Below are 19,572 nucleotides of genomic sequence, written 5' to 3' on the forward strand. Positions count from 1 at the left end.
AAGCGCCCGCGCATCGATGCGCGGGCAAGACGAGAATCCGACATAATTTCAAACGCGTGGTCCTGCAGAGGTCCTGAGATCCGGCATGCCCGGCTCGGGTACCCGTGCGCCTGCCGGCCGCAAGGCTCGTCGGCGGTGGGATCGCGCGGAGAGGAGGTCGCATGGTCGAGACGGTTCGCGAGCGAATTCCCGACGGCGCGGAAGAGGGAGCATCGTACTATCCGGTGTTCCTCGACGTGCGGGGAAGGACGGCGCTCGTGGTGGGCGGCGGGGCCGTCGCCGAGCGGAAGGCCGCAGGCCTTGCCCGGGCGGGCGCGTGCGTTCGAGTCGTGGCGCCGACGGTCACGGCGGGCTTGGAGGCGCAGGCGCGCGACGGCCTCGTCGATCTGAGGCGCCGCGCATTTCGCGAAAACGACGTCGAGGGCGTGTTTCTCGTGTACGCTGCCACCGACGACGCGGCGGTGAACGAGGCGGTGTACGCCGAAGCCGAGGCGCGCGGCGTGCCGGCGAACGTCGTGGACGATCCTGCGCATTGCAGCTTCATCGTGCCGTCGGTGGTGCGGCGCGGGCCGTTGCAGTTGGCCGTGTCCACGTCGGGCGCCGCGCCTGTGCTTGCGAAGCGGCTGCGGCGGGAGCTGGAAGGGCGCTTTCCCGAGGATTGGGCGGTCTACGTGGACCTGCTGGCCGAGGTGCGCGCCCTCGTGCGTTCGCGCATGGCCGGCGGCGAAGCCGAGCGCGCCCCGGTGCTCGAGGCCGCTTGCGACCTGGGAGTGCTCGAGCGCCTGCGCGCAGGCGAGCGGCTCGATGCCGAGGCCGTGTACGCGGAAGCGCTTCGAGCGGCCCGCGCCGGGGCGGGTGACGGGCGATGACGCTCGTGGTCGTGGGCGTTAGCCATAAGACCGCCGGCGTCGAGCTGCGCGGCAAGCTGGCCGTTCCCGCCGATCGCCTTCGCGCGGACCTCTCGCGCCTGCTGGCGAACGACGAGGTGTCCGAGGCCGTCGTCCTCTCGACGTGCAATCGGACCGAGGCGTACGCCGTCGTGCTGGCCGCTCCCAAGGGCGTCCGCGCCATCGTCGAGACCCTCCGTCGCAACGCGGGCCTGGATGCGGATGGGGTGCGGGAGCTCGACCGGGCACTCGTCGTGAAGCAGGGGCCGGGCGCGGTGGAGCATCTGTTCCGGGTCGTTTCCTCCCTCGACTCGCTCGTGCTCGGCGAAGCGCAGATCATCGGGCAGGTGCGCCGCGCGTTCGCCGCCGCCGAAGACGCGGGGGCTGTGGGCGAGACGACGCGCCGGCTGTTCCGCAGCGCGCTCGAGGTGGGCAAGCGCGTGCGAGAGGAAACGGCGATCGGCGAGCGGCCGGTGTCGGTTTCCACGGCGGCCGTGCAGCTTGCGGAACGCGCGCTGGGAGAGCTCCGCGGCAGGCGCGCCCTCGTGGTGGGGACTGGCGAGATGGGACTGCTCGCGCTTTCGTACCTCGAAGAGCGCGGCGTGAGCGACATCGTGGTGGCGAACCGCACGTTCGAGCGCGCCGAGGAGGCGGCGGCACGCGTCGGCGGCACGCCGGCGATGCTCGACGAGTTGGGAGAGCGGCTCGCGCAAGCCGATCTCGTGGTGGCGTGCGCGGGCGGCGAGGACGTCCTGATCGCACGCGACGCGCTGGCGCGCGCCGTCGAGGCGCGCGGTGCCGATGCGTCGCCGATCGTGGTGGTCGATGTGGGACTGCCGCGCACGGTGGATCCGGCCTGCGCCGACGTGGCGGGCGCCGTCTGCTTCGACCTCGACGACCTTGATGCCGCCATGGCCGAGAACGCACGCTCGCGCGCTGCCGAGTCGGTGCGCGCCGAGGCGCTGGTCGCCCGGCAGACAGACGCGTTCCTCGCGTGGATGCAAGAGCGCGACGTCATTCCCACGGTGAAGCAGATGCATGGCAAGGCGCGCGGCGTGTGCGCATCCGAGGCGGCCCGCGCGGCGAAAGCGCTTGCCGCCCTGCACGGCGTCGAGACGTCCGAGGAGGAGCGGGCCGTGCTTGAGGCGCTGGCAAGCGCGGTGGCCAAGAAGCTGCTCCACGGCCCTGCCGCTCGCCTTCGAAAACAAGCGGGCGATCCGGATGCGTACCGCTACACCGAGGCGGCGCGCTACCTGTTCGGCCTCGACGCGTATCCGCAGGGGTTCTCGTGCCGAAGCGACGAGGGGCGCACGTGCCGCCTCGTTTCCGGATCGGCATGCGCCCGCCATGGCGGCGACGCGTGCCCCCACCATCGAGAGGAGCGTTCGTGCATCGTATGAGAATCGGAACGCGCGGCAGCAAGCTCGCGCTCTGGCAGGCGCATCACGTGGCCGATCTTCTGCGCGCCGCCAGCCCCGGCATGGACGTGAGCGTCGAGGTCGTCAAGACGAAAGGCGATAGGATCCTCGGCGTCGCGCTGTCGAAGATCGGCGACAAAGGGCTGTTCACGAAGGAGCTCGAACAGGCGCTGTTCGACGGCCGCGTGGACGTGTGCGTGCATTCGATGAAGGACGTGCCCACGGCGCTGCCGGAAGGGCTCGCGCTGGCGGGCTGCCTTATTCGTGCCGATGCGCGCGACGTGCTGGTGGCGGCGTCGGGCACGACGTTCGCGGGCCTGCCGGCAGGCTCCCGGGTGGGCACGGGCGCGCTCAGGCGCCTGTCCCAGCTGCGGGCGGTGCGCGACGACCTCGACTACGTCGAGGTTCGCGGCAACCTGGACACTCGCATCGCCAAGGTGCGCGACGGCGCGCTCGACGCCGTCGTGTTGGCGGCTGCCGGCATCGAGCGCATGGGATGGAGCGCCGAGGTCGCCGAGGCATTCTCCGTCGATACCGTCGTGCCGGCGGTAGGGCAGGGCGCGATCGGGCTCGAGGTCCGTGCGGACGACGAGCGGACGGCGCGGGCCTGCGCGCAGGTGCGCTGCGCCGCCACCGATGCATGCGTGGCTGCGGAACGCCACGTCATGCGCGCTTTGGACGGCGGCTGCCAGGTTCCCATCGGAGCCTATGCGCGCTATGAGGAGGGGCTGCTCGTGCTGGACGCGTTCGTGGGCTCGCTCGACGGCTCGCACGTGCTGAGAAGCCGTCTGTCCGCAGCGTCGCAGCCGCCCAACGACACGGACGCGGTCGAGGCGGCCGTCCGAGAAGCCCGCGCGCTCGCGCAGCGGGCGGTGGAGGAGTTTGAGGCCCAGGGCGCGCGTGCCGTGCTCGACGCGGTGCGGGCCGCGGGCGACGAAAGGCCGCTCGCATGACGGCGCAGGGGGTGGAGGCTCTGCTCGTGGGAGCGGGGCCGGGCGATCCGAACCTGCTCACGCTCGCGGGAGCGGCCGCGCTTTCGCGAGCCGACGTCGTGGTGTACGACTACTTGGCGAATCCGGCTCTGTTGGCGCACGCGCCGCAGGACGCCGAGCGCGTGTACGTGGGCAAAAAGGGCTTTTCGGAGCATGTGACCCAACGTCAGATCAACGAGCTGCTGGTGCAGCGTGCGCGCGATCTGGCCGCGCGCGGAGGCGGGGTGCTCGTGCGTCTCAAGGGCGGCGACCCGTTCGTGTTCGGGCGCGGCGGCGAAGAGGCGCTCGCGCTCGCCGAGGCGGGGTTCCCTTGCCCGATCGTGCCGGGCGTGACGAGCGGCGTGGCCGCACCCGCCTTCGCGGGCATCCCCGTCACGCACCGCGGGTTGGCCTCGTCGGTGACGTTCGTCACGGGAAGCGAGGATCCGACGAAGGCCGAGACGGCCGTCGACTGGAGCGGCATCGCCCACGGCGCCGACACGCTGTGCTTCTACATGGGCGTGCGCAACCTGCCCGTCATCGCGCGGCGGCTGATGGAGGCGGGGCGCTCGGCCGACACGCCGGTCTCCCTCGTCCGCTGGGGCACGACGCCCATGCAGGAGGTGCTTGCGGGAACGTTGGCCACCATTGCCGAACGTGCGGCGGCCGTCGGGTTCAAGGCGCCGGCCATCATCGTCGTGGGCGCCGTGGCCGCCCTGCGCGAGCGGTTGGCTTGGTACGAGCCCGGCCCGCTTGCGGGCACGACCGTCGCCGTCACGCGCACGCGCGCCCAGGCGAGCGGGCTGACGGAGCGGCTGCGTGCGCTCGGCGCTTCGGTCATCGAGCTGCCCGTCATCTCCATCGCAGCGCCGTCCTCGTTCAGCGGCGTCGACTCGTGCATCGAACGCCTCGCCGGCTACCGGTTCGTCGTGTTCACGAGCGCGAACGGAGTGAAGGCGTTTTTCGAACGCCTCGTGCTCGCAGGGCTGGACGCCCGCGCGCTCGCCTGCGCGCGCATCGCCGCCATCGGGCCCGCCACGGCGGCTGAGCTGGCCGAGCGCGGGATCGTCGCCGACCTCGTGCCCGGCGAGTTCCGGGCCGAAGCGGTGGCGGACCTGCTCATCGAGGCGGGCTTGACGGACGGCGACTGGGTGCTCGTGCCGCGAGCCCTCGAGGCGCGCGACGTGCTGCCTCGGATGCTGCGCGCCTGCGGAGCGCGCGTGGACGTCGTCCCCGTGTACCGCACCGTGCCTCCGTCGCGCGCTTCGGCAGAACCCGCCTTGGCGAGCTTGATAGCCGGGGAAGCGGACGCCGTGACGTTCACCTCGTCGTCCACGGTGCGCAACTTCGTCGGCCTCGTGCGCGACGTTGCGCCGAACCCGGTCGAGGTGCTCGAGCGCCTCGACTTCTATTCCATCGGGCCCATCACCACCACCACCGCTCGCGACGAGTCGCTGCGCATCGCGGCCCAGGCCGAAGCGTACACGATCGACGGCCTGGTCGAGGCCATCGTCAAGCACCGCGCCTCGTGCGTCAACGAAACGTGAAGGAGCGTATATGATCGGAATATCCAAGCTGTACTGCGGGGCGGTCGAGCCTGCCGACGTGCTGCGCTACAACCGCGAGTCGGGCAAGCTCCCCAGCGAGCTGCTGCAGTTCTCGCGCGACAAGAAACCCGTCGTGGTGTGGAACTGCACGCAGACGTGCAACCTGCGCTGCGTGCACTGCTACGCGGGATCCGAGTGCAAGAGCTACGAGGGCGAGATGTCTTCCGGCGAGGCGAAGGCCATGATCGACGACCTGTCCGCGTTCGGCGCGCCCGTGCTGCTGTTCTCGGGAGGGGAGCCGTGCATGCGCGAGGACGTGGTCGAGCTCATGCAGCACGCGAAAGATCGCGGCATGCGCGTGGTCCTGTCGACGAACGGCACGCTCATCACGCCTGAGCTGGCGGCGCGCTTCGCCGACGTGGGGCTTTCGTACGTGGGCGTGTCGCTCGATGGCGCGCGCGAGACGCACGACGAGTTCCGCGGCCTGCCCGGCAGCTTCGACCGCGCCATCGAGGGCATGCGCAACGCGAAGGCGGCGGGCATCAAGGTGGGCCTGCGCATGACCGTCAACAAGCGCAACTGGCGCGAGATAGGCGACGTGTTCGACATCATGGAGGCGGAAGGCGTGAAGCGCGCCTGCTTCTACCACCTCGTGTACACGGGGCGGGGGAGCGCGCTCATGGATGAGGACCTCGACCATGCCGAGACGCGTGCGGCTGTGCGCCTCATCATGGACCGGACGCGCGACTGGTTCGACCGGGGCGGGTCGCCCGAGATCCTCACGGTGGACAACCACGCCGACGGGCCCTTCGTCTACCTGGAGCTTCTGCGCGAGAACCCGGCACGCGCCGAAGAGGTGCTGCAGCTGCTCCAATGGAACCGCGGCAACTCCACGGGCGCGGGCATCGGGTGCGTGAGCTGGGACGGGGAGGTGTACGCCGACCAGTTCTGGCGCCATTTCCCGCTGGGCAACGTGCGCGAGCGGACGTTCTCGGAGATATGGGGCGACACGAGCCGCGCCACCGAGCAAAGCGAGCTCATGTTCCGCCTGAAGGACAAGCGGCCCTTCGTGAAGGGGCGCTGCCAGCAGTGTCGCTGGCTCGACATCTGCAACGGCAACTTCCGCGTGCGCAGCGAGGCCGCCACGGGCGATCTGTGGGGCCCCGACCCGGCATGCTACCTGACCGACGAGGAGATCGGCGTCGCGTAAGCGCGCCGGAGAGGAGCGACGACCATGGGATTTCCCGCTTACCGTCCGCGCCGCATGCGTGCGAACCCCGCGGTGCGCGCGTTCGTGCGCGAGACGCGCGTGGAACCGGGCGATCTGGTATACCCGGTGTTCGTGAAGCCGGGGGCCGGCGTGCGCGACGAGGTGGCGTCCATGCCGGGCGTGTTCCGGCTTTCGATCGACCAGCTGGCGGCCGAGGTGGACGAGCTTCGAAGCTGCCGCGTGAACTCGCTCATGCTGTTCGGCCTTCCTGCGCGCAAGGACGAGCGGGGCAGCGAAGCTTACGACGACCGCGGCGTGGTGCAGCAGGCCGTGCGCGCCATCAAGGAGCACGCGCCCGACTTCCACGTGATCACCGACGTGTGCTTGTGCGAGTACACGAGCCACGGCCATTGCGGCGTGCTCGACGAGCGCGGGGGCGTGGACAACGACGAGACGCTCGGGCTCCTGGCGGCCGAGGCGGTGAGCCATGCGCGCGCCGGAGCCGACATGGTGGCCCCGTCCGACATGATGGACGGGCGCGTGGGCGCGCTGCGCTCGGCGCTCGACGAGGCGGGCTTTTCGCACGTGCCCATCATGGCGTATGCGGCGAAGTACGCGTCGGGCTACTACGGGCCGTTCCGCGATGCGGCCGATTCGGCGCCGGCGTTCGGCGACCGCTCGGCGTACCAGATGGATCCCGCGAACAGCGACGAGGCGCTGCGCGAGGTGCGCCTCGACATCGAGGAGGGGGCCGACCTCGTCATCGTGAAGCCGGCGCTATCCTATCTGGACGTGGTGCGGCGCGTGAAGGACGCCTTCGCGTTTCCCACCGTGGCCTACAACGTGTCGGGCGAGTACGCCATGGTGAAGGCCGCCGCCGCGCAAGGGTGGATCGACGAGCGCCGCGTGGTGCTGGAGACGCTGCTTTCCATGAAGCGCGCCGGCGCCGACGCAATCATCACCTACCATGCGAAGGACGCTGCGCGCTGGATCATCGGAGGCCGTCATGGCCGCTGAGGCGCGCGGCACGCTGGGCGTCGACCTCGATTCGCCCGTCGCCCGCCGCGTGCTCACGCGCGTGCAGCAGGAGCTTCCCGTGCGCGAGCGCCCCTACGCGGCGCTGGGGGATGCGTGCGGCACGTCGGAGGAGCAGGCGTTCGTCGCGGTGGAGGCTGCGCGCACGGCCGACATCGTCCGACGCATCGGCGCCAGCTTCGAATCGTCGCGCATCGGCTACGCATCCACGCTCGTCGCGCTTGCTGTGGAACCCGGCGACCTCGACCGGGTGGCCGCGCTCGTGGGCGCGCATCCGGGCATCACGCACAACTACGAGCGCGACGACCGCTACAACCTGTGGTTCACGCTCATCGCGCGGGGCGCGGAGGCGCGCGACGCGGAGCTTGCGCGCATCGTGGCGCAGACGGGATGCGACGACGTGCTGGCGCTGCCGGCCATCCGCCTGTTCAAGATAAAGGTCGCCTTCGACGTGCGCGAAGGAGCTGGAACCGACGAGGCGTCCGCCGCTGCTCCTTCGTCGCTTCGCGCTCCCCTCGAGCCGGCGCGCGTCGTCGCAGAGCCGCTCGACGATGCCGATCGGGCGCTCGTGCGCGCGCTGCAAGGCGATCTGGGCGGCACGCTGCGCCCCTTCGCGCGCGCGGCCGAGGTCGCTTCCTCGTATGCGGGCACTGCGTTGAACGAGCGATGGGCCTCCGATCGCACGCGCGCGTTGCTGGAAGCCGGGGCCGTCCGGCGCTTCGGCGCGATGGTCCGGCACCGCCGCATGGGGTTCTCGAGCAACGCCATGGGGGTGTGGAACGTGCCGGACGAGCAAGTGCTGGCCGCGGGCACCGTTTTGGCGGCCCCGGCCGAGGTGAGCCATTGCTATGAGCGGCCGCGTTCGCAGACGTGGCCCTACAACTTGTACACGATGATCCACGGCCGCGACCGCGACGCCTGCGAGCGGACGGCCGCCCGGCTCCACGACGACTTGTCGAGGGCCGGCATCGACGTGCTGCCCGCGCGCCTGCTGCTGTCCACTCGGGAGTTCAAGAAGACGTCCATGCGCTACTTCGAGGAGGAACGATGACGAAGACCATCATGCGGCGCGAGCGTTCGGCCGCGCTGTTCGCCGAGGCGCGGCTGCGCATCCCCGGCGGGGTGAACTCGCCGGTGCGCGCGTGCGCGAACGTCGGGTGCGACCCGGTGTTCTACGAGCGCGCCGAGGGCAGCCGCGTCGTCGACGTGGACGGCAACGAGTACGTCGACTTCATCGGCTCATGGGGGCCGATGATCCTCGGGCATCGCCCGCCCGCGGTTCTCGAGGCGGTGCGCGCCCAGATGGAGCGCGGGCTGTCGTTCGGCGCGCCCTGCGAAGCCGAGGTGCGCCTGGCCGAGCGCATATGCGCGCTCGTGCCGTGCGCCGAGATGGCGCGCATGGTGTCGTCGGGCACCGAGGCCACGATGAGCGCGGTGCGTCTTGCGCGCGGTTTCACGGGACGCTCGCTCGTCGTCAAGTTCGACGGGTGCTACCATGGCCACTCCGACGCGCTTCTGGCGAACGCGGGCAGCGGTGTGGCCACGCTCGGCATCCCGGGTACGCCGGGGGTGACCGAGGGGGCCGCGCGCGACACGCTCGTCGCGCCCTACAACGACCTCGAAGCTCTCGAGCGCATCCTCTCCGCGCACGAGGGCCGCGTGGCCGCCGTCATCGTGGAGCCCGTCGCGGGCAACATGGGCGTCGTGCCGCCCGCCCCCGGCTTCTTGGAGGGGTTGCGCGCGCAGTGCGACCAGGCGGGCGCGCTCCTTATCTTCGACGAGGTCATCAGCGGGTTCCGCGCGGCGCTCGGCGGCGCGCAGGAGCGTTACGGCGCGATGCCCGATGTGTGCACGCTCGGCAAGATCGTCGGCGGCGGTTTTCCCGTGGGCTGCTTGGCCGGGCGCGCGGAGGTGATGAGCGCGCTCGCTCCGCTGGGGCCGGTGTACCAGGCGGGCACGCTTTCGGGCAACCCCGTGGCCATGGAGGCTGGCCTTGCCACGCTTTCCCAGCTCGAATGGCCGGGCGTGTACGAGCGGCTCGAAGCCGGGGGCGCGCGGCTTCAGGCGGGCCTCGAGCGCGCGGTCGCGAACGCGCAGGCGCCGTGCACGGTGAACCGCGCAGGGTCGCTGGCCACGCTGTTCTTCTCGCCGGATCCCGTGCGCGACTACGCGGGGGCGAAGGCGTGCGATACCGAGGCGTTCGCCCGCTATTTCGCCGGCATGCTCGAGCGGGGATTCCTTATCGCGCCGAGCCAGTTCGAAGGGCTGTTCCTCTCGCTCGCCCACACCGACGACGAGATCGACGCGTTCGTCTGCGCGGCCGGTGACGTGCTGTCCGAACTGTACGGGACGCCCGGCTCCTGACCATCCCGGAAGGTCGCCCGCCGCGTGCGGATCCGGCCTTTTTCGCGATACGCCCCCATCGTCTAGCGGCCAAGGACGCCGGCTCTTCAAGCCGGAAACGGAGATTCGAATCCTCCTGGGGGCACCAGCCTCGCACCGTCCCGGGCAACGCGCCCGGGGCTTTCGCATGCGCACTTCGCCGCGTACCGCCGTTGCCGTGGAAAAACCGTCGTCTACGCGTCGTCCGCGCCGCTTATGCGCACGGAAGGCTATACTGGTCGCGTACCTTTTCATACCGGGGAGCTTGCAGCCGCATCGCGGCCGGACAGGCTGAGAGGAAGCGCCGATTCACGCTTCGACCCGAGGAACCTGACATGGGTAATGCCAACGAAGGGAGTTCTATGACGCAGATCGACGCGGCACGCGCCGGCACCATCACCCGCGAAATGGCCATCGTGGCCGAGAAGGAGGGGCGCGACCCCGAGTTCATCCGCGAGGGGGTTGCGGCCGGGCGCATCGCCATCCCCGCCAACATCCACCATACCAGCTTGTCGCCCGAAGGCGTGGGCGGCGGCCTGCGCACGAAGGTGAACGTGAACCTGGGCATTTCGGGCGACGTCGCCGACGAGGCCGAGGAATGGAAGAAGGTGGACGTGGCGCTGGAGCTGGGCGCCGAGGCCATCATGGACTTGTCGAACACCGGCAAGACGCACGCGTTCCGCAGCGCGCTCATCGAGAAGTCGCCGGCCATGATCGGCACCGTGCCCATGTACGACGCCATCGGCTATCTGGAGAAGCCGCTGATCACCATCACGGTGGAGGACTTCCTCGACGTGGTCCGCGCGCATGCAGAGGACGGCGTGGACTTCGTCACCATCCACGCGGGCATGAATCGGCGCACCATCGAGTCGTTTCGCGAGACGGGCCGCCTCACGAACATCGTGAGCCGCGGCGGGTCGCTCATCTTCGCGTGGATGGAGGCCACCGGCAACGAGAACCCCTTCTACGAGTTCTACGACGAGGTGCTGGCCATCCTGCACGAGCACGACGTGACCATCAGCCTGGGCGATGCCATGCGGCCCGGCTCCACGTACGACGCCACCGACGCGGGGCAGATCGCCGAGCTCATCGAGATCGGCAAGCTCACGAAGCGCGCATGGGACGCGGGCGTGCAGGTGATGGTGGAAGGCCCCGGGCATATGGCGCTCGATGAGATCGCCGCCAACATGAAGCTGGAAAAGCGGCTGTGCCACGACGCGCCCTTCTACGTGCTGGGGCCGCTGGTCACCGACATCGCGCCGGGCTACGACCATATCACGGCCGCCATCGGGGGCGCGGTTGCCGCGGCTTCGGGCGCCGACTTCCTCTGCTACGTCACGCCGGCCGAGCATCTGCGCCTGCCCGACGCCGCCGACGTGCGCGAGGGCCTCGTGGCCACGAAGATCGCCGCGCATGCGGCCGACATCGCGCGCGGGGTGCCCGGAGCGCGCGACCGCGACAACCGCATGAGCGACGCTCGGCGCCGCGTGGACTGGGAGGGCATGTTCGCCGAGGCGCTCGATCCGGTCAAGGCGCGCCGCTACTTCGAGAGCGCTCCGCCCTCGACCGACGGCACCTGCACCATGTGCGGCGAGATGTGCGCCATGCGAACCGTGAACACCATCATGGACGGCCTGACGGTCGATCTCGGGAAGGAGTAGCCTATGGAACCGTTCGCTTTGAAGAGGGCTTTGGACAACGTGCGGGCGACGACGCCGCTCGTGCATAACATCACAAACTACGTGACGGTGAACGACTGCGCGAACGCGCTGCTGGCCATCGGCGCAAGCCCCATCATGAGCGACGAGCCCGCCGACGTGGTCGACATCACGTCCATCTGCGGCGGCCTCACGCTGAACATCGGCACGCTCAACGAGCGCTCCATCCGGGGCATGTTCGCGGCCGGCGAGCGTGCGAGCGAGCTGGGCCATCCCATCGTGTTCGACCCGGTGGGCGCCGGGGCGTCGGCTCTGCGCACGCGCACGGCTTCCGACCTGCTGGACAAGCTGGCCGTGTCCGTCGTGCGCGGAAACATGTCGGAGGCGAAGGCGCTCGCAGGCGGCGCGGCGGCCACGCGCGGCGTGGACGTGTGCCCCGGCGATGCGGTCACTGAGGACAACCTGGCGGCCGGCGCGGCGTTCGCGCGCGACTTCGCCGCGAAGACGGGCGCCGTCGTAGCCGTCACGGGCGCCATCGACATCGTGGCCGACGCCGAGCGCGCCTACGCCGTTCGCAACGGCAGTCCCCTCATGGGCCGCATCACGGGCGCGGGCTGCATGCTGTCGTGCGTGTGCGCGGCGTTCGCGACGGCGAACCCCGATGCGCTGCTCGACGCCACGGTGGCCGCCGTCGCCGGCATGGGGCTGGCAGGCCAGATCGCCCAAGGCCGCATGAGCGGCTACGACGGCAACGGGTCGTTCCGCACGTACCTGCTGGACGCCCTGTACAACCTCGACGGCGATGCCCTGGAAGCGGGCGCGCGGGTCGAAGAGCTAGCATAAGGAGGAGCGCATGTACCCACGGGAGAATCTGCGCCGGGCGATGGCGCTGTACGCGGTCACCGATCGCGCGTGGCTGGGCGAGCGCACGCTTTCCGCGTGCGTCGAAGAGGCGCTTGCGGGCGGTGCGACGTTCGTGCAGCTGCGCGAGAAGGACGCTCCCCAGGCCGAGGTGGTGCTGCGCGCCCGGGCGCTCGCGCCGCTCTGCCGCGAGGCGGGCGTGCCGTTCGTGGTGAACGACGACGTGGAGGCGGCTCGCATCGCGGGCGCCGACGGCGTGCACGTGGGGCAGGACGACGCCGCATGCGTCGAGGCGCGCGAGAAGCTGGGGCCCGATGCCATCGTGGGCGTGTCGGTGCAGACGGTGGAGCAGGCGTTGGTCGCCCAGGCCGACGGCGCCGACTACTTGGGCGTAGGAGCCGTGTTCGGCACGCCCACGAAGCCCGATGCCGCCGACGTGGGGACGGACGGCCTTGCCGCCATCTGCGCCGCCGTCGATATTCCCGTGGTGGCCATCGGCGGCCTGAACGAGCGTACGATCCCCGAGCTCGCGGGGACGGGAGCCGACGGCGCGGCGGTGGTGTCGGCCATCTTCGCGGCTGAGGATATCGAGGAAGAGACGCGTCGTTTGCGGGCGGCGGTGCAAGCAGCGCTCGGCGCATAGCCGACGCTCGCCGATAGAAAGGAAAGCGGTATGGAAGCAGTGCTCAGCATCGCGGGTTCGGATTCCAGCGGCGGCGCGGGAATCCAGGCCGATATCAAGACCATCGCCGCGCACCGCCTGTTCGCCGAGACGGCGATCACGGCGCTCACCGCGCAGAACACGCTGGGCGTGACGGGCGTGCTCGACGTCGATCCGGCGTTCGTCGCGAAGCAGATCGACGCCGTGTTCGAGGATATCCGGCCTGCCGCCGTGAAGGTGGGCATGGTGTCGTCGGCCGCCATCATAGAAGCCGTCGCCGACGCGCTCGAGCGCCACGCAGCCGCCAATATCGTGGTAGATCCCGTCATGGTGGCCACGAGCGGCGCCCGCCTCATCGGCGACGATGCGATCGAAGCTTTGAAGGCGCGCCTATTGCCGCTTGCGGACGTGGTCACGCCGAACATGCCGGAGGCTGCGGTGCTGGCCGGGTTCGAGGTTGTAGACGAGGCGTCGATGGAACGCGCCGCGCTGCGCCTTGCCGAGGCGGGGACGGGCGCTGCCCTTGTGAAGGGCGGTCATCGCCATGATCGCGCCGACGACGTGCTGGTCACGGCGGAGGGCGATGTCGTGTGGCTGCGCGCGCCGCGCGTCGACACCGAGAACGCCCACGGCACGGGCTGCACGCTCTCGTCCGCCATCGCCTGCGGGCTTGCCAAGGGTCTTCCGATGGAAGAAGCGGTGCGCGCCGCAAAGGACTACGTTCGCGGCGCCCTCGCCGCCGGCCTCAACCTGGGAAAGGGAAGCGGCCCCCTCGACCACATGTGGGAGTATTAGGTTCCGGCGGCCTTCCGGCCGCCGGAACATGCCGATGCTGCGGCCGCCCATGGCACCCGATCTCGCGGCGATGCCGAGGGCTCGCGTACCGAGGTACGCTTCACCCTCGCCATCCCCACGATCTCGGGCACCATGGCCGCCCTCGCTGACTTACTACGCCGACCTGCGCGCCCGTTTCGCGCTTAGCGCGAAGCTCCGATCCGTCACCGCTCGAACACGCACGTCCCGCCCATGAAGGTGGCCAGCACCTTCGTCTTCTGGATGTCGTCGGCGTCGCAGGCCAGCAGATTGCGGTCGAGCACGGCGATGTCGGCCAGCTTGCCCGCTTCCAGCGTGCCCAGCTCGCTGCTACGTCCTGCCGACGCAGCACTGCCCTGCGTGTAGGCGCGCAGAGCTTCGGCCATGCCGATGCGCTCGTCGGGCAGCCATCCGCCTGTCGGCTCGTGGGTGCCCGGGTCCTGCCGCGTTACCGCGCTGTACAGCACGTCCATCGAGTTCACACCTACCACGGGCGAGTCCGTGCCGAACGCCAGCACCGTGTTGTCGTCCAGCAGCGTGCGGAAGGGCCACATGTACGGAACGCGTTCGGGCCCCAGGTCGCGCTCGGGGCCGCCGGGATCCAGCGTCATGTGAGGAGGCTGCACGGCGGCCACCACCTGCAGATCGGCCAGCCGCTTCATATCCCCGGGCAGGAAGTTCTCCAGGTGCTCCAGGCAGTTTCGCCGCCCCTCCGGCAGCGGTCCGAATTTCGCGCGCGCCTCTTCGAAGATGTCGAGCGCCGCATGGATGGCCGCATCGCCGATGGCGTGGATACGCACGGGGAAGCCTTGTTCGGCTGCGGCAAGCACGTAGCGTCGCATGATCTCGGGATCTACCGTGGGTCGGCCGCAATCGCCTTCGACGTGCGCGTTCGCGTACGGTTCGGTCACCCAGGCGGTATGCTGGCTCGACACGCCGTCGAAGAACTGCTTGAAACCGGGTGCCTGCAGGCACGGACCCGTGTAGCGCGCACGCATGTCCTCGAAGCGGCTCATGTCGTCGAGCAAGGTGGGGAAGAGGTGCACGCGCGCGGTCAGCTCGCCGCGCTCCAGCAGGGATGCGTGCACGTCGTCCCGGATGAAGTCGAGCCCCGGATGGGCCATGAGCGACATGTCGCATACGCTGGTCACGCCGTTCTCGGCCAGCCGCGCGAAGAAGCCGCGGTAAGCGTCGGCCACCTCCTCGTCGGTGAACGACCCCATGATCTGCGGCATCAACTCCATGGCGGCCGCCTCGCGCACGATGCCGGTCAGCTCGCCTGTCTCGTCGCGGTCGTAGGAGCCGCCTGCCGGCGGCACGCTGTCGCGCGTGAGCCCCAGCTCGTCGAGCGCGGCCGAGTTCAGCCACAGCGTGTGCGCGTCTCCCGAGTACAGCGCCACGGGACGCGTGGGGAACGCTTCGTCCAGCGAGCGCTTCGACGGCAGCACTGGCGGGTTCCAGCGGTATTCGCGCCATCCTTGTGCCAGAAGCCAGCCGTTCGGCCGGTCTTTCGCGAACGCTTGCATGCGCGCCACGCAGTCGGTCTCGCTTTCGCCCAGGAACATGGTCGCCAAGGGCGAGGAATACACGGCCGAATGGAAGAAGTGCAGGTGCGAGTCGTGAAATCCCGGAACCACGAGCGCGTCCCCGAAGTCGTGCACCTCGGGCGCGCCCCCGCCTGCGTTCGCCTCGAGCGCGAAGGCGCGCACGTCCTCGCGCGATCCGACGGCGACGATACGATCGCCCGCGACGGCGATGGCCGCAGGTCGGGCGACGTCGCCGACTCCTGTGAACACGTTTCGGCTCTCGATGATCAGATCGATGCGCATGTGATGCTCCCTTCTATCGCGGCTGCGGCGCTACGGCAGCTCGAAACGGTACTCGTCGCCGCAGATGGTTTGCTTGATCTTGCCTTCGCACACGAGGTGCACGAGGTGGGCCATCGTCTCGCCCATCGAGAAGAACTTCTGGTCGAGCGGCCATTCGTTCCAATTCTCGTAGCGCCACTTGGCATGCGACGATATCGATACGATGTCGTCGTGGCCGGCGGCCACGAGGTCGTACAGTTCCTGGAGGCGCTCCCCATGATGCGCTATCAGGAACATGACGCGTTCGCGCAGTCCGGTGTAGGGCGTTCCGTGAGCCGGAAGCACCAGATCGACGTCGTACGAGTACATCTTCCCCAAGCTCTCCAAGAACTCCTCGAGGGCGTTGTACGCGGGGAACCACGACGAAACCGACGGCGTTATGCGCTCCAGCACGTGGTCGCCGATGATCATGAGCTTGCGGTCGGGCTCGTACAGGCAGATATGCCACGGATCGTGTCCTGGCGTTTCGATCACCTCGAACGAGAAACTTCCGGCGCGCAGCACATCGCCTTCGTGCAGGTAGATGAGATCGGGCTTGCACGTCAGCGGCAGCAGCTCGGCCGATATGTGCAGGCGATGCTTGCCCTTGCGGAACACGAGCCCGCTTTGCTGCGGCGTCGCCGCCTTGCGAAGCAGGGGGCCGAACACGTTCGCTTGCATCTGCATGAGATTCTCCACCTCTTTGAACGAGTGGAGGTTCGCATACACGCGCATACCGTCGCGGTAGATCCGATCGAGATTGCCCGTATGGTCGGGATGGGAATGCGTCAGGACGATCTCGACGGTGTCCCAGGTTCGCCCGAGGGATTCCAACGCCTTGTCAAGCGCCTTCTCGCATGCCGGGTGGTTGAAGCCAACGTCGATGATCGTAGTCGTCTCGTCTCCAAGGACGATGTAGGAGTTCAGCGCCTGCAGGGGGTTATGGGGAAGCGGCACGCGTACGCGGTAGAGCCCGGGACAGATCAGCAGGGGCTCGCCGAACGGCAGTTCCGCAGGGGCGCCAGCTGGCGGGGTCTCGGGTGCGCGGTTCTGTTCTTGCTCCATGAGGTTTCCTTTTCTCTTCGTTCGCCGCCATTGTACGACAGCATGCGCGGCCGGCGGTAGAAGGCTTTAGGCGAGAAGGGCGTAAGGCACCGTAATTCCGCAAGATGGCACATTTTGGCACACGAAAGACGATCGAAAAGAAAAAGGTCAGGAGCTTGCGCGCTCCTGACCTGCAATTTCTTGGTAGCTCCGACCGGATTCGAACCGGCGACCTCCGCCTTGAGAGGGCGGCGTCCTAAACCGCTAGACGACGGAGCCACATAGTGCGCTGTGCAGTATACCGTAAAAATGGCTGGGGTGGAAGGAGTCGAACCCTCACATACGGTACCAGAAACCGCTGTCCTGCCATTAGACGACACCCCATCGGCTAACCGATGTGCTCCTGTTGTTTTGAACAACAGTCGCAAGCGCGAGTTGGTATATTACGGGGTATGCGGCGCTTCGTCAAGCCTTATCGGCAAATTATTTTGGAAAAGTTGATGAATTGGATGGTCGGACAGGACGCAAGCGTGCGATTTCCCGGCGTTTACCAGGTGTTTATCCGTTCAAACCGTCTTCGTAGCCCACGGTCACGTGCATGGCGTCGCAGAAGGGCTTGTTGCGCGACGCGCCGCAGCGGCACAGCGCATAGCGGTTGCGTAGCTCGTACTCGGTGCCGTCCGCGCCGACGAGCGGGATGCCGCCGCGCACGTACAAAGGGCCGCTCACGCCTTCCTCGGGGTCTTCGAGCAGGGCGATGGAGGGGCCGAGCTCCGGCTCGTACATCGCTCCGGTCTCCGAATCGACGTGCACGAGCCTTCCGGCTGGGCAGTCGGTGGACTCCTGGACAGCCTCGCGCTTCAGGCGCTCGTCGCCGGACAGCTCGGTGAGCGTCCATACGTCGCCGTCCTCGCGGTGGCAGAAGCGGGCGAACGCGCAACGGTTGTCATCGTACAGCGTCACCCCGGGGCCAGGGTAGATGTCGGCGCGCTCCTCGAACGACGCGCGCGACGCGGTTTCCGCGCCGTGGAAGCCGGCGGCAACGTGCGAGCCGTCGCAGAACGGCGGCGTGCTCGTCTGCCCGCAGCGGCACAGCGCGTAGGTTTCCTGGTGGGGAAAGGCGCGCGCCGTGCGGTACTCGCGATGGCCGCCGACGGGGGTGATGACCTCCTGGGTCAAGGGCACCCCTCCGTTTACGAGATACGGTCCGTTGAGGGATATCGTGATGCTCATGCGATCGACGGGGGCGTCGACGGCGGCTTCCGGCTGCGACTGGGCGGTTGCGGAGGGTGTGGTCATGAGGTGCCTCGCTTTCCAGGGATGATCGTGATGCGCGTATGTCAGTATAGAAAGCGAACGCGTGCAGCGATCGGCATGCGGGAAGCCGTCACCGGGCGGTGGCTCGGCCGTTATAGAGGGGCTCGATCTTCATGCTCGGCACGCCATTCCTCTATGAAAGCGCGCAAAGCGCACGCCTCGTTGTCGATGCGCTCGTCCATGACGGCGTCGAGCGCATCCGACAAGGCGAGGCCGACGAGGGGACCCTGCGGCACGCCGAGCTCGATGACGTCGCGACCGTCGATGGCTAGCTTCTTCAGCGAGAACGCCTCGTCGGCGGCGAGGATCTCGGACAGGATGCGCTCCAGCTCGTCGGCATCGGACACGCGGTCGATGCAGCGAGGCGCCTGGCCGCGCGCGTCCCCGCGTTTGAGGTCGCACAGGGCGGCGAACAGCTCGACGTTGCCGCCCAGGCGCGAAAGCGCGCGCTTCACGGCTTTCGGCGTGCGATCGATCACGTCGTCGTGGCGTTCGACCAGCGTCAGCACCTGTGCGGCGAACGCCGACGACAGCGCGAGTCGGCCCATGATGCCGCGCGCCAGCATCACGCTGATGGCGGCGTGCCCGTAGAAGTGCCCCGTCCCGTCTTCGTCGGTGAAGAACGCCGCGGGCTTGCCCATGTCGTGGAACAGCGCTGCCCAGCGGACAAGCGGGTAAGGCGGCACGCCGTCCAGCACGCGCGCTGTGTGTTCGAGCACGTCGTATATATGGTACGGCGTGCGTTGCTCGAAGCCTTTCATGGCCACGAGCTCGGGAAGCACGGCAGCCAGCACGTCGACCGTGGCCGTGAGCGCGCGTCCGGCATGCTCTCCAAGCAACAGGCGCTGCAACTCGTGGGTGATGCGCTCGGTGGAGATGCGGGGCAGCAGCCCCTTGTTCGCCAGCATGCCTTCGAAGGTGTTCGGATCGATGGCGAAGCCCAGCTCCGCGGCGAACCGGCAGGCGCGCAGCATGCGCAGGGCGTCTTCGGAGAAGCGCCGATCGGGGTCGCCTACGGCTCGGATGATCCGCGCCTCCAAATCGGCGTGTCCGCCGTAGGGGTCGAACAGGCCGCGCGCAGGGTGATAGGCTAGGGCGTTCATCGTGAAATCACGGCGCGCGAGATCTTCGGCGATGGTGCGCACGAACGATACCTGGTTCGGATGACGCGCGTCGGCATAAGCGCCGTCGCTGCGGTACGTGGTGACTTCCAGCGCCTGTTCGTCGACGATCACGGTGAGCGTGCCGTGCGCGGTTCCGGTCTCGTGGGTGCGATAGCCTTGCCCTTCGAAAACGCGCTGCACGTCCTGCCAGTGAGCCTGCGTGGCGATGTCAATATCGGAGGAAGGCCGCCCGAGCAGCGCGTCGCGGACGTATCCGCCCACTATCCACGTCTCGAAGCCGGCGTTTTCGAGCGCATCGAGGGCGGCAAGCGTGCGCTGCGGCAAAGGGATGACGACGGTCGGATCGAGGTCGGGCTGGTTCGGCATGGCGCAAGCTCCTTTCATTCGCTTCCTATACTAATATAAGCGAGCGTTCGTCCTAACCGCAAAGCCATGCGGTCACGACTTCGTCGGCCCGACGGCACGAAGCCCTTGTCCGAAAAAAACCCGAAATGCCCCCTTGCGCCCGGGGCCGGAAGCGGGTAACATGCTCGGGCTGCCTTCTCCGCGGGAGAGGGGGAGGGCGGCGGCGGGGCCCCGCGGCCCCCCGGCGCCGGAAGGCGCCGGGAAAAAAGTCCGAGAATCTCGAAAAAAGTTCTTGACGGCGGGGCAACGGACGCGTAATATATCTCCTTGCGCTTCGGGTGGAACCGAAAGCGACGGGGCCCCGGGAGGGGCGCCGCAGAACCTTGAAAACCGGATACTGAACAGCGAAGAAGAGAAAAGCCAAGCAAACGATTCTTGCGAACGGAAACCCG

16 protein-coding genes, 3 tRNA genes and 1 riboswitch are annotated in these 19,572 nt (G+C 68.7%); of the genes, 13 read left to right on the forward strand and 6 right to left on the reverse strand.

Features of this window, described 5'->3' with window-relative positions:
* The first annotated feature begins 161 nt into the window (after positions 1–161).
* The 13 genes from GT590_RS03470 to thiD all read left to right on the forward strand — a co-directional run bounded on the left by GT590_RS03470 (position 162) and on the right by thiD (position 13,425).
* Positions 162–869: a bifunctional precorrin-2 dehydrogenase/sirohydrochlorin ferrochelatase gene (locus tag GT590_RS03470; protein WP_015760941.1), complete on the forward strand. Its 708-nt coding sequence runs from the start codon at positions 162–164 to the stop codon at positions 867–869.
* The gene (gene hemA, locus GT590_RS03475) at positions 866–2,287 is read left to right on the forward strand and encodes a glutamyl-tRNA reductase (RefSeq protein WP_114513552.1); all 1,422 of its coding nucleotides are present in this window, start codon (positions 866–868) and stop codon (positions 2,285–2,287) included. The genes GT590_RS03470 and hemA overlap by 4 nt, the downstream gene beginning before the upstream one ends.
* Positions 2,284–3,258: a hydroxymethylbilane synthase gene (gene hemC, locus GT590_RS03480; protein ID WP_035585969.1), complete on the forward strand. Its 975-nt coding sequence runs from the start codon at positions 2,284–2,286 to the stop codon at positions 3,256–3,258. Before hemA ends, hemC begins: the two co-directional genes overlap by 4 nt.
* Positions 3,255–4,823 (forward strand): uroporphyrinogen-III C-methyltransferase, encoded by a 1,569-nt coding sequence (cobA, locus tag GT590_RS03485; RefSeq protein ID WP_015760938.1) that lies wholly within the window; start codon positions 3,255–3,257, stop codon positions 4,821–4,823. The genes hemC and cobA overlap by 4 nt, the downstream gene beginning before the upstream one ends.
* 10 nt (positions 4,824–4,833) lie before the next feature.
* Positions 4,834–6,033, forward strand: a complete 1,200-nt coding sequence (gene ahbC / locus GT590_RS03490) for a 12,18-didecarboxysiroheme deacetylase (protein WP_015760937.1) — start codon at positions 4,834–4,836, stop codon at positions 6,031–6,033.
* Positions 6,034–6,057: 24 nt separating this feature from the next.
* Positions 6,058–7,050, forward strand: coding sequence for a porphobilinogen synthase (hemB, locus tag GT590_RS03495; protein WP_114551723.1), 993 nt, complete (start codon positions 6,058–6,060; stop codon positions 7,048–7,050).
* Positions 7,040–8,119, forward strand: coding sequence for an Lrp/AsnC family transcriptional regulator (locus GT590_RS03500; protein WP_086414454.1), 1,080 nt, complete (start codon positions 7,040–7,042; stop codon positions 8,117–8,119). The genes hemB and GT590_RS03500 overlap by 11 nt, the downstream gene beginning before the upstream one ends.
* On the forward strand, positions 8,116–9,432 hold the full coding sequence (gene hemL / locus GT590_RS03505; RefSeq protein WP_181816793.1) for a glutamate-1-semialdehyde 2,1-aminomutase: 1,317 nt from the start codon (positions 8,116–8,118) through the stop codon (positions 9,430–9,432). Before GT590_RS03500 ends, hemL begins: the two co-directional genes overlap by 4 nt.
* Before the next feature lie 51 nt (positions 9,433–9,483).
* A tRNA-Glu gene (locus tag GT590_RS03510) sits at positions 9,484–9,559 on the forward strand.
* A gap of 138 nt (positions 9,560–9,697) precedes the next feature.
* A riboswitch (TPP riboswitch) is annotated at positions 9,698–9,824 on the forward strand.
* Positions 9,813–11,111: a phosphomethylpyrimidine synthase ThiC gene (gene thiC / locus GT590_RS03515; protein WP_009306227.1), complete on the forward strand. Its 1,299-nt coding sequence runs from the start codon at positions 9,813–9,815 to the stop codon at positions 11,109–11,111. Its footprint overlaps the riboswitch before it by 12 nt.
* Before the next feature lie 3 nt (positions 11,112–11,114).
* On the forward strand, positions 11,115–11,951 hold the full coding sequence (gene thiM / locus GT590_RS03520; RefSeq protein WP_035585971.1) for a hydroxyethylthiazole kinase: 837 nt from the start codon (positions 11,115–11,117) through the stop codon (positions 11,949–11,951).
* Between the two features lie 10 nt (positions 11,952–11,961).
* Positions 11,962–12,612, forward strand: a complete 651-nt coding sequence (gene thiE / locus GT590_RS03525; RefSeq protein WP_035585972.1) for a thiamine phosphate synthase — start codon at positions 11,962–11,964, stop codon at positions 12,610–12,612.
* Between the two features lie 30 nt (positions 12,613–12,642).
* On the forward strand, positions 12,643–13,425 hold the full coding sequence (gene thiD / locus GT590_RS03530) for a bifunctional hydroxymethylpyrimidine kinase/phosphomethylpyrimidine kinase (RefSeq protein ID WP_035585973.1): 783 nt from the start codon (positions 12,643–12,645) through the stop codon (positions 13,423–13,425).
* A 203-nt stretch (positions 13,426–13,628) separates the two neighbouring features.
* On the opposite strand, the gene GT590_RS03535 is transcribed toward thiD, so the two are convergent.
* From GT590_RS03535 to GT590_RS03560, 6 genes are all read right to left on the reverse strand, one after another.
* On the reverse strand, positions 13,629–15,272 hold the full coding sequence (locus tag GT590_RS03535) for an amidohydrolase (RefSeq protein WP_161170896.1): 1,644 nt from the start codon (positions 15,270–15,272) through the stop codon (positions 13,629–13,631).
* Between the two features lie 30 nt (positions 15,273–15,302).
* Entirely contained in the window at positions 15,303–16,355 is a 1,053-nt protein-coding gene (locus GT590_RS03540) for an MBL fold metallo-hydrolase (RefSeq protein ID WP_009306222.1), read from the reverse strand.
* Between the two features lie 181 nt (positions 16,356–16,536).
* Positions 16,537–16,613, reverse strand: a tRNA-Glu gene (locus GT590_RS03545).
* Positions 16,614–16,644: 31 nt separating this feature from the next.
* Positions 16,645–16,718: transfer RNA gene (locus tag GT590_RS03550), tRNA-Gln, on the reverse strand.
* 174 nt (positions 16,719–16,892) lie between these two features.
* Entirely contained in the window at positions 16,893–17,633 is a 741-nt protein-coding gene (locus tag GT590_RS03555; protein WP_009306221.1) for a CDGSH iron-sulfur domain-containing protein, read from the reverse strand.
* Positions 17,634–17,743: 110 nt separating this feature from the next.
* A complete protein-coding gene (locus GT590_RS03560) occupies positions 17,744–19,141 on the reverse strand; it encodes a CCA tRNA nucleotidyltransferase (RefSeq protein ID WP_161170897.1) in 1,398 nt (465 codons plus the stop codon).
* Positions 19,142–19,572 lie beyond the last annotated feature (431 nt).

This window comes from Eggerthella sp. BIOML-A1 (assembly GCF_009875595.1).
Lineage (GTDB): Bacteria > Actinomycetota > Coriobacteriia > Coriobacteriales > Eggerthellaceae > Eggerthella > Eggerthella lenta.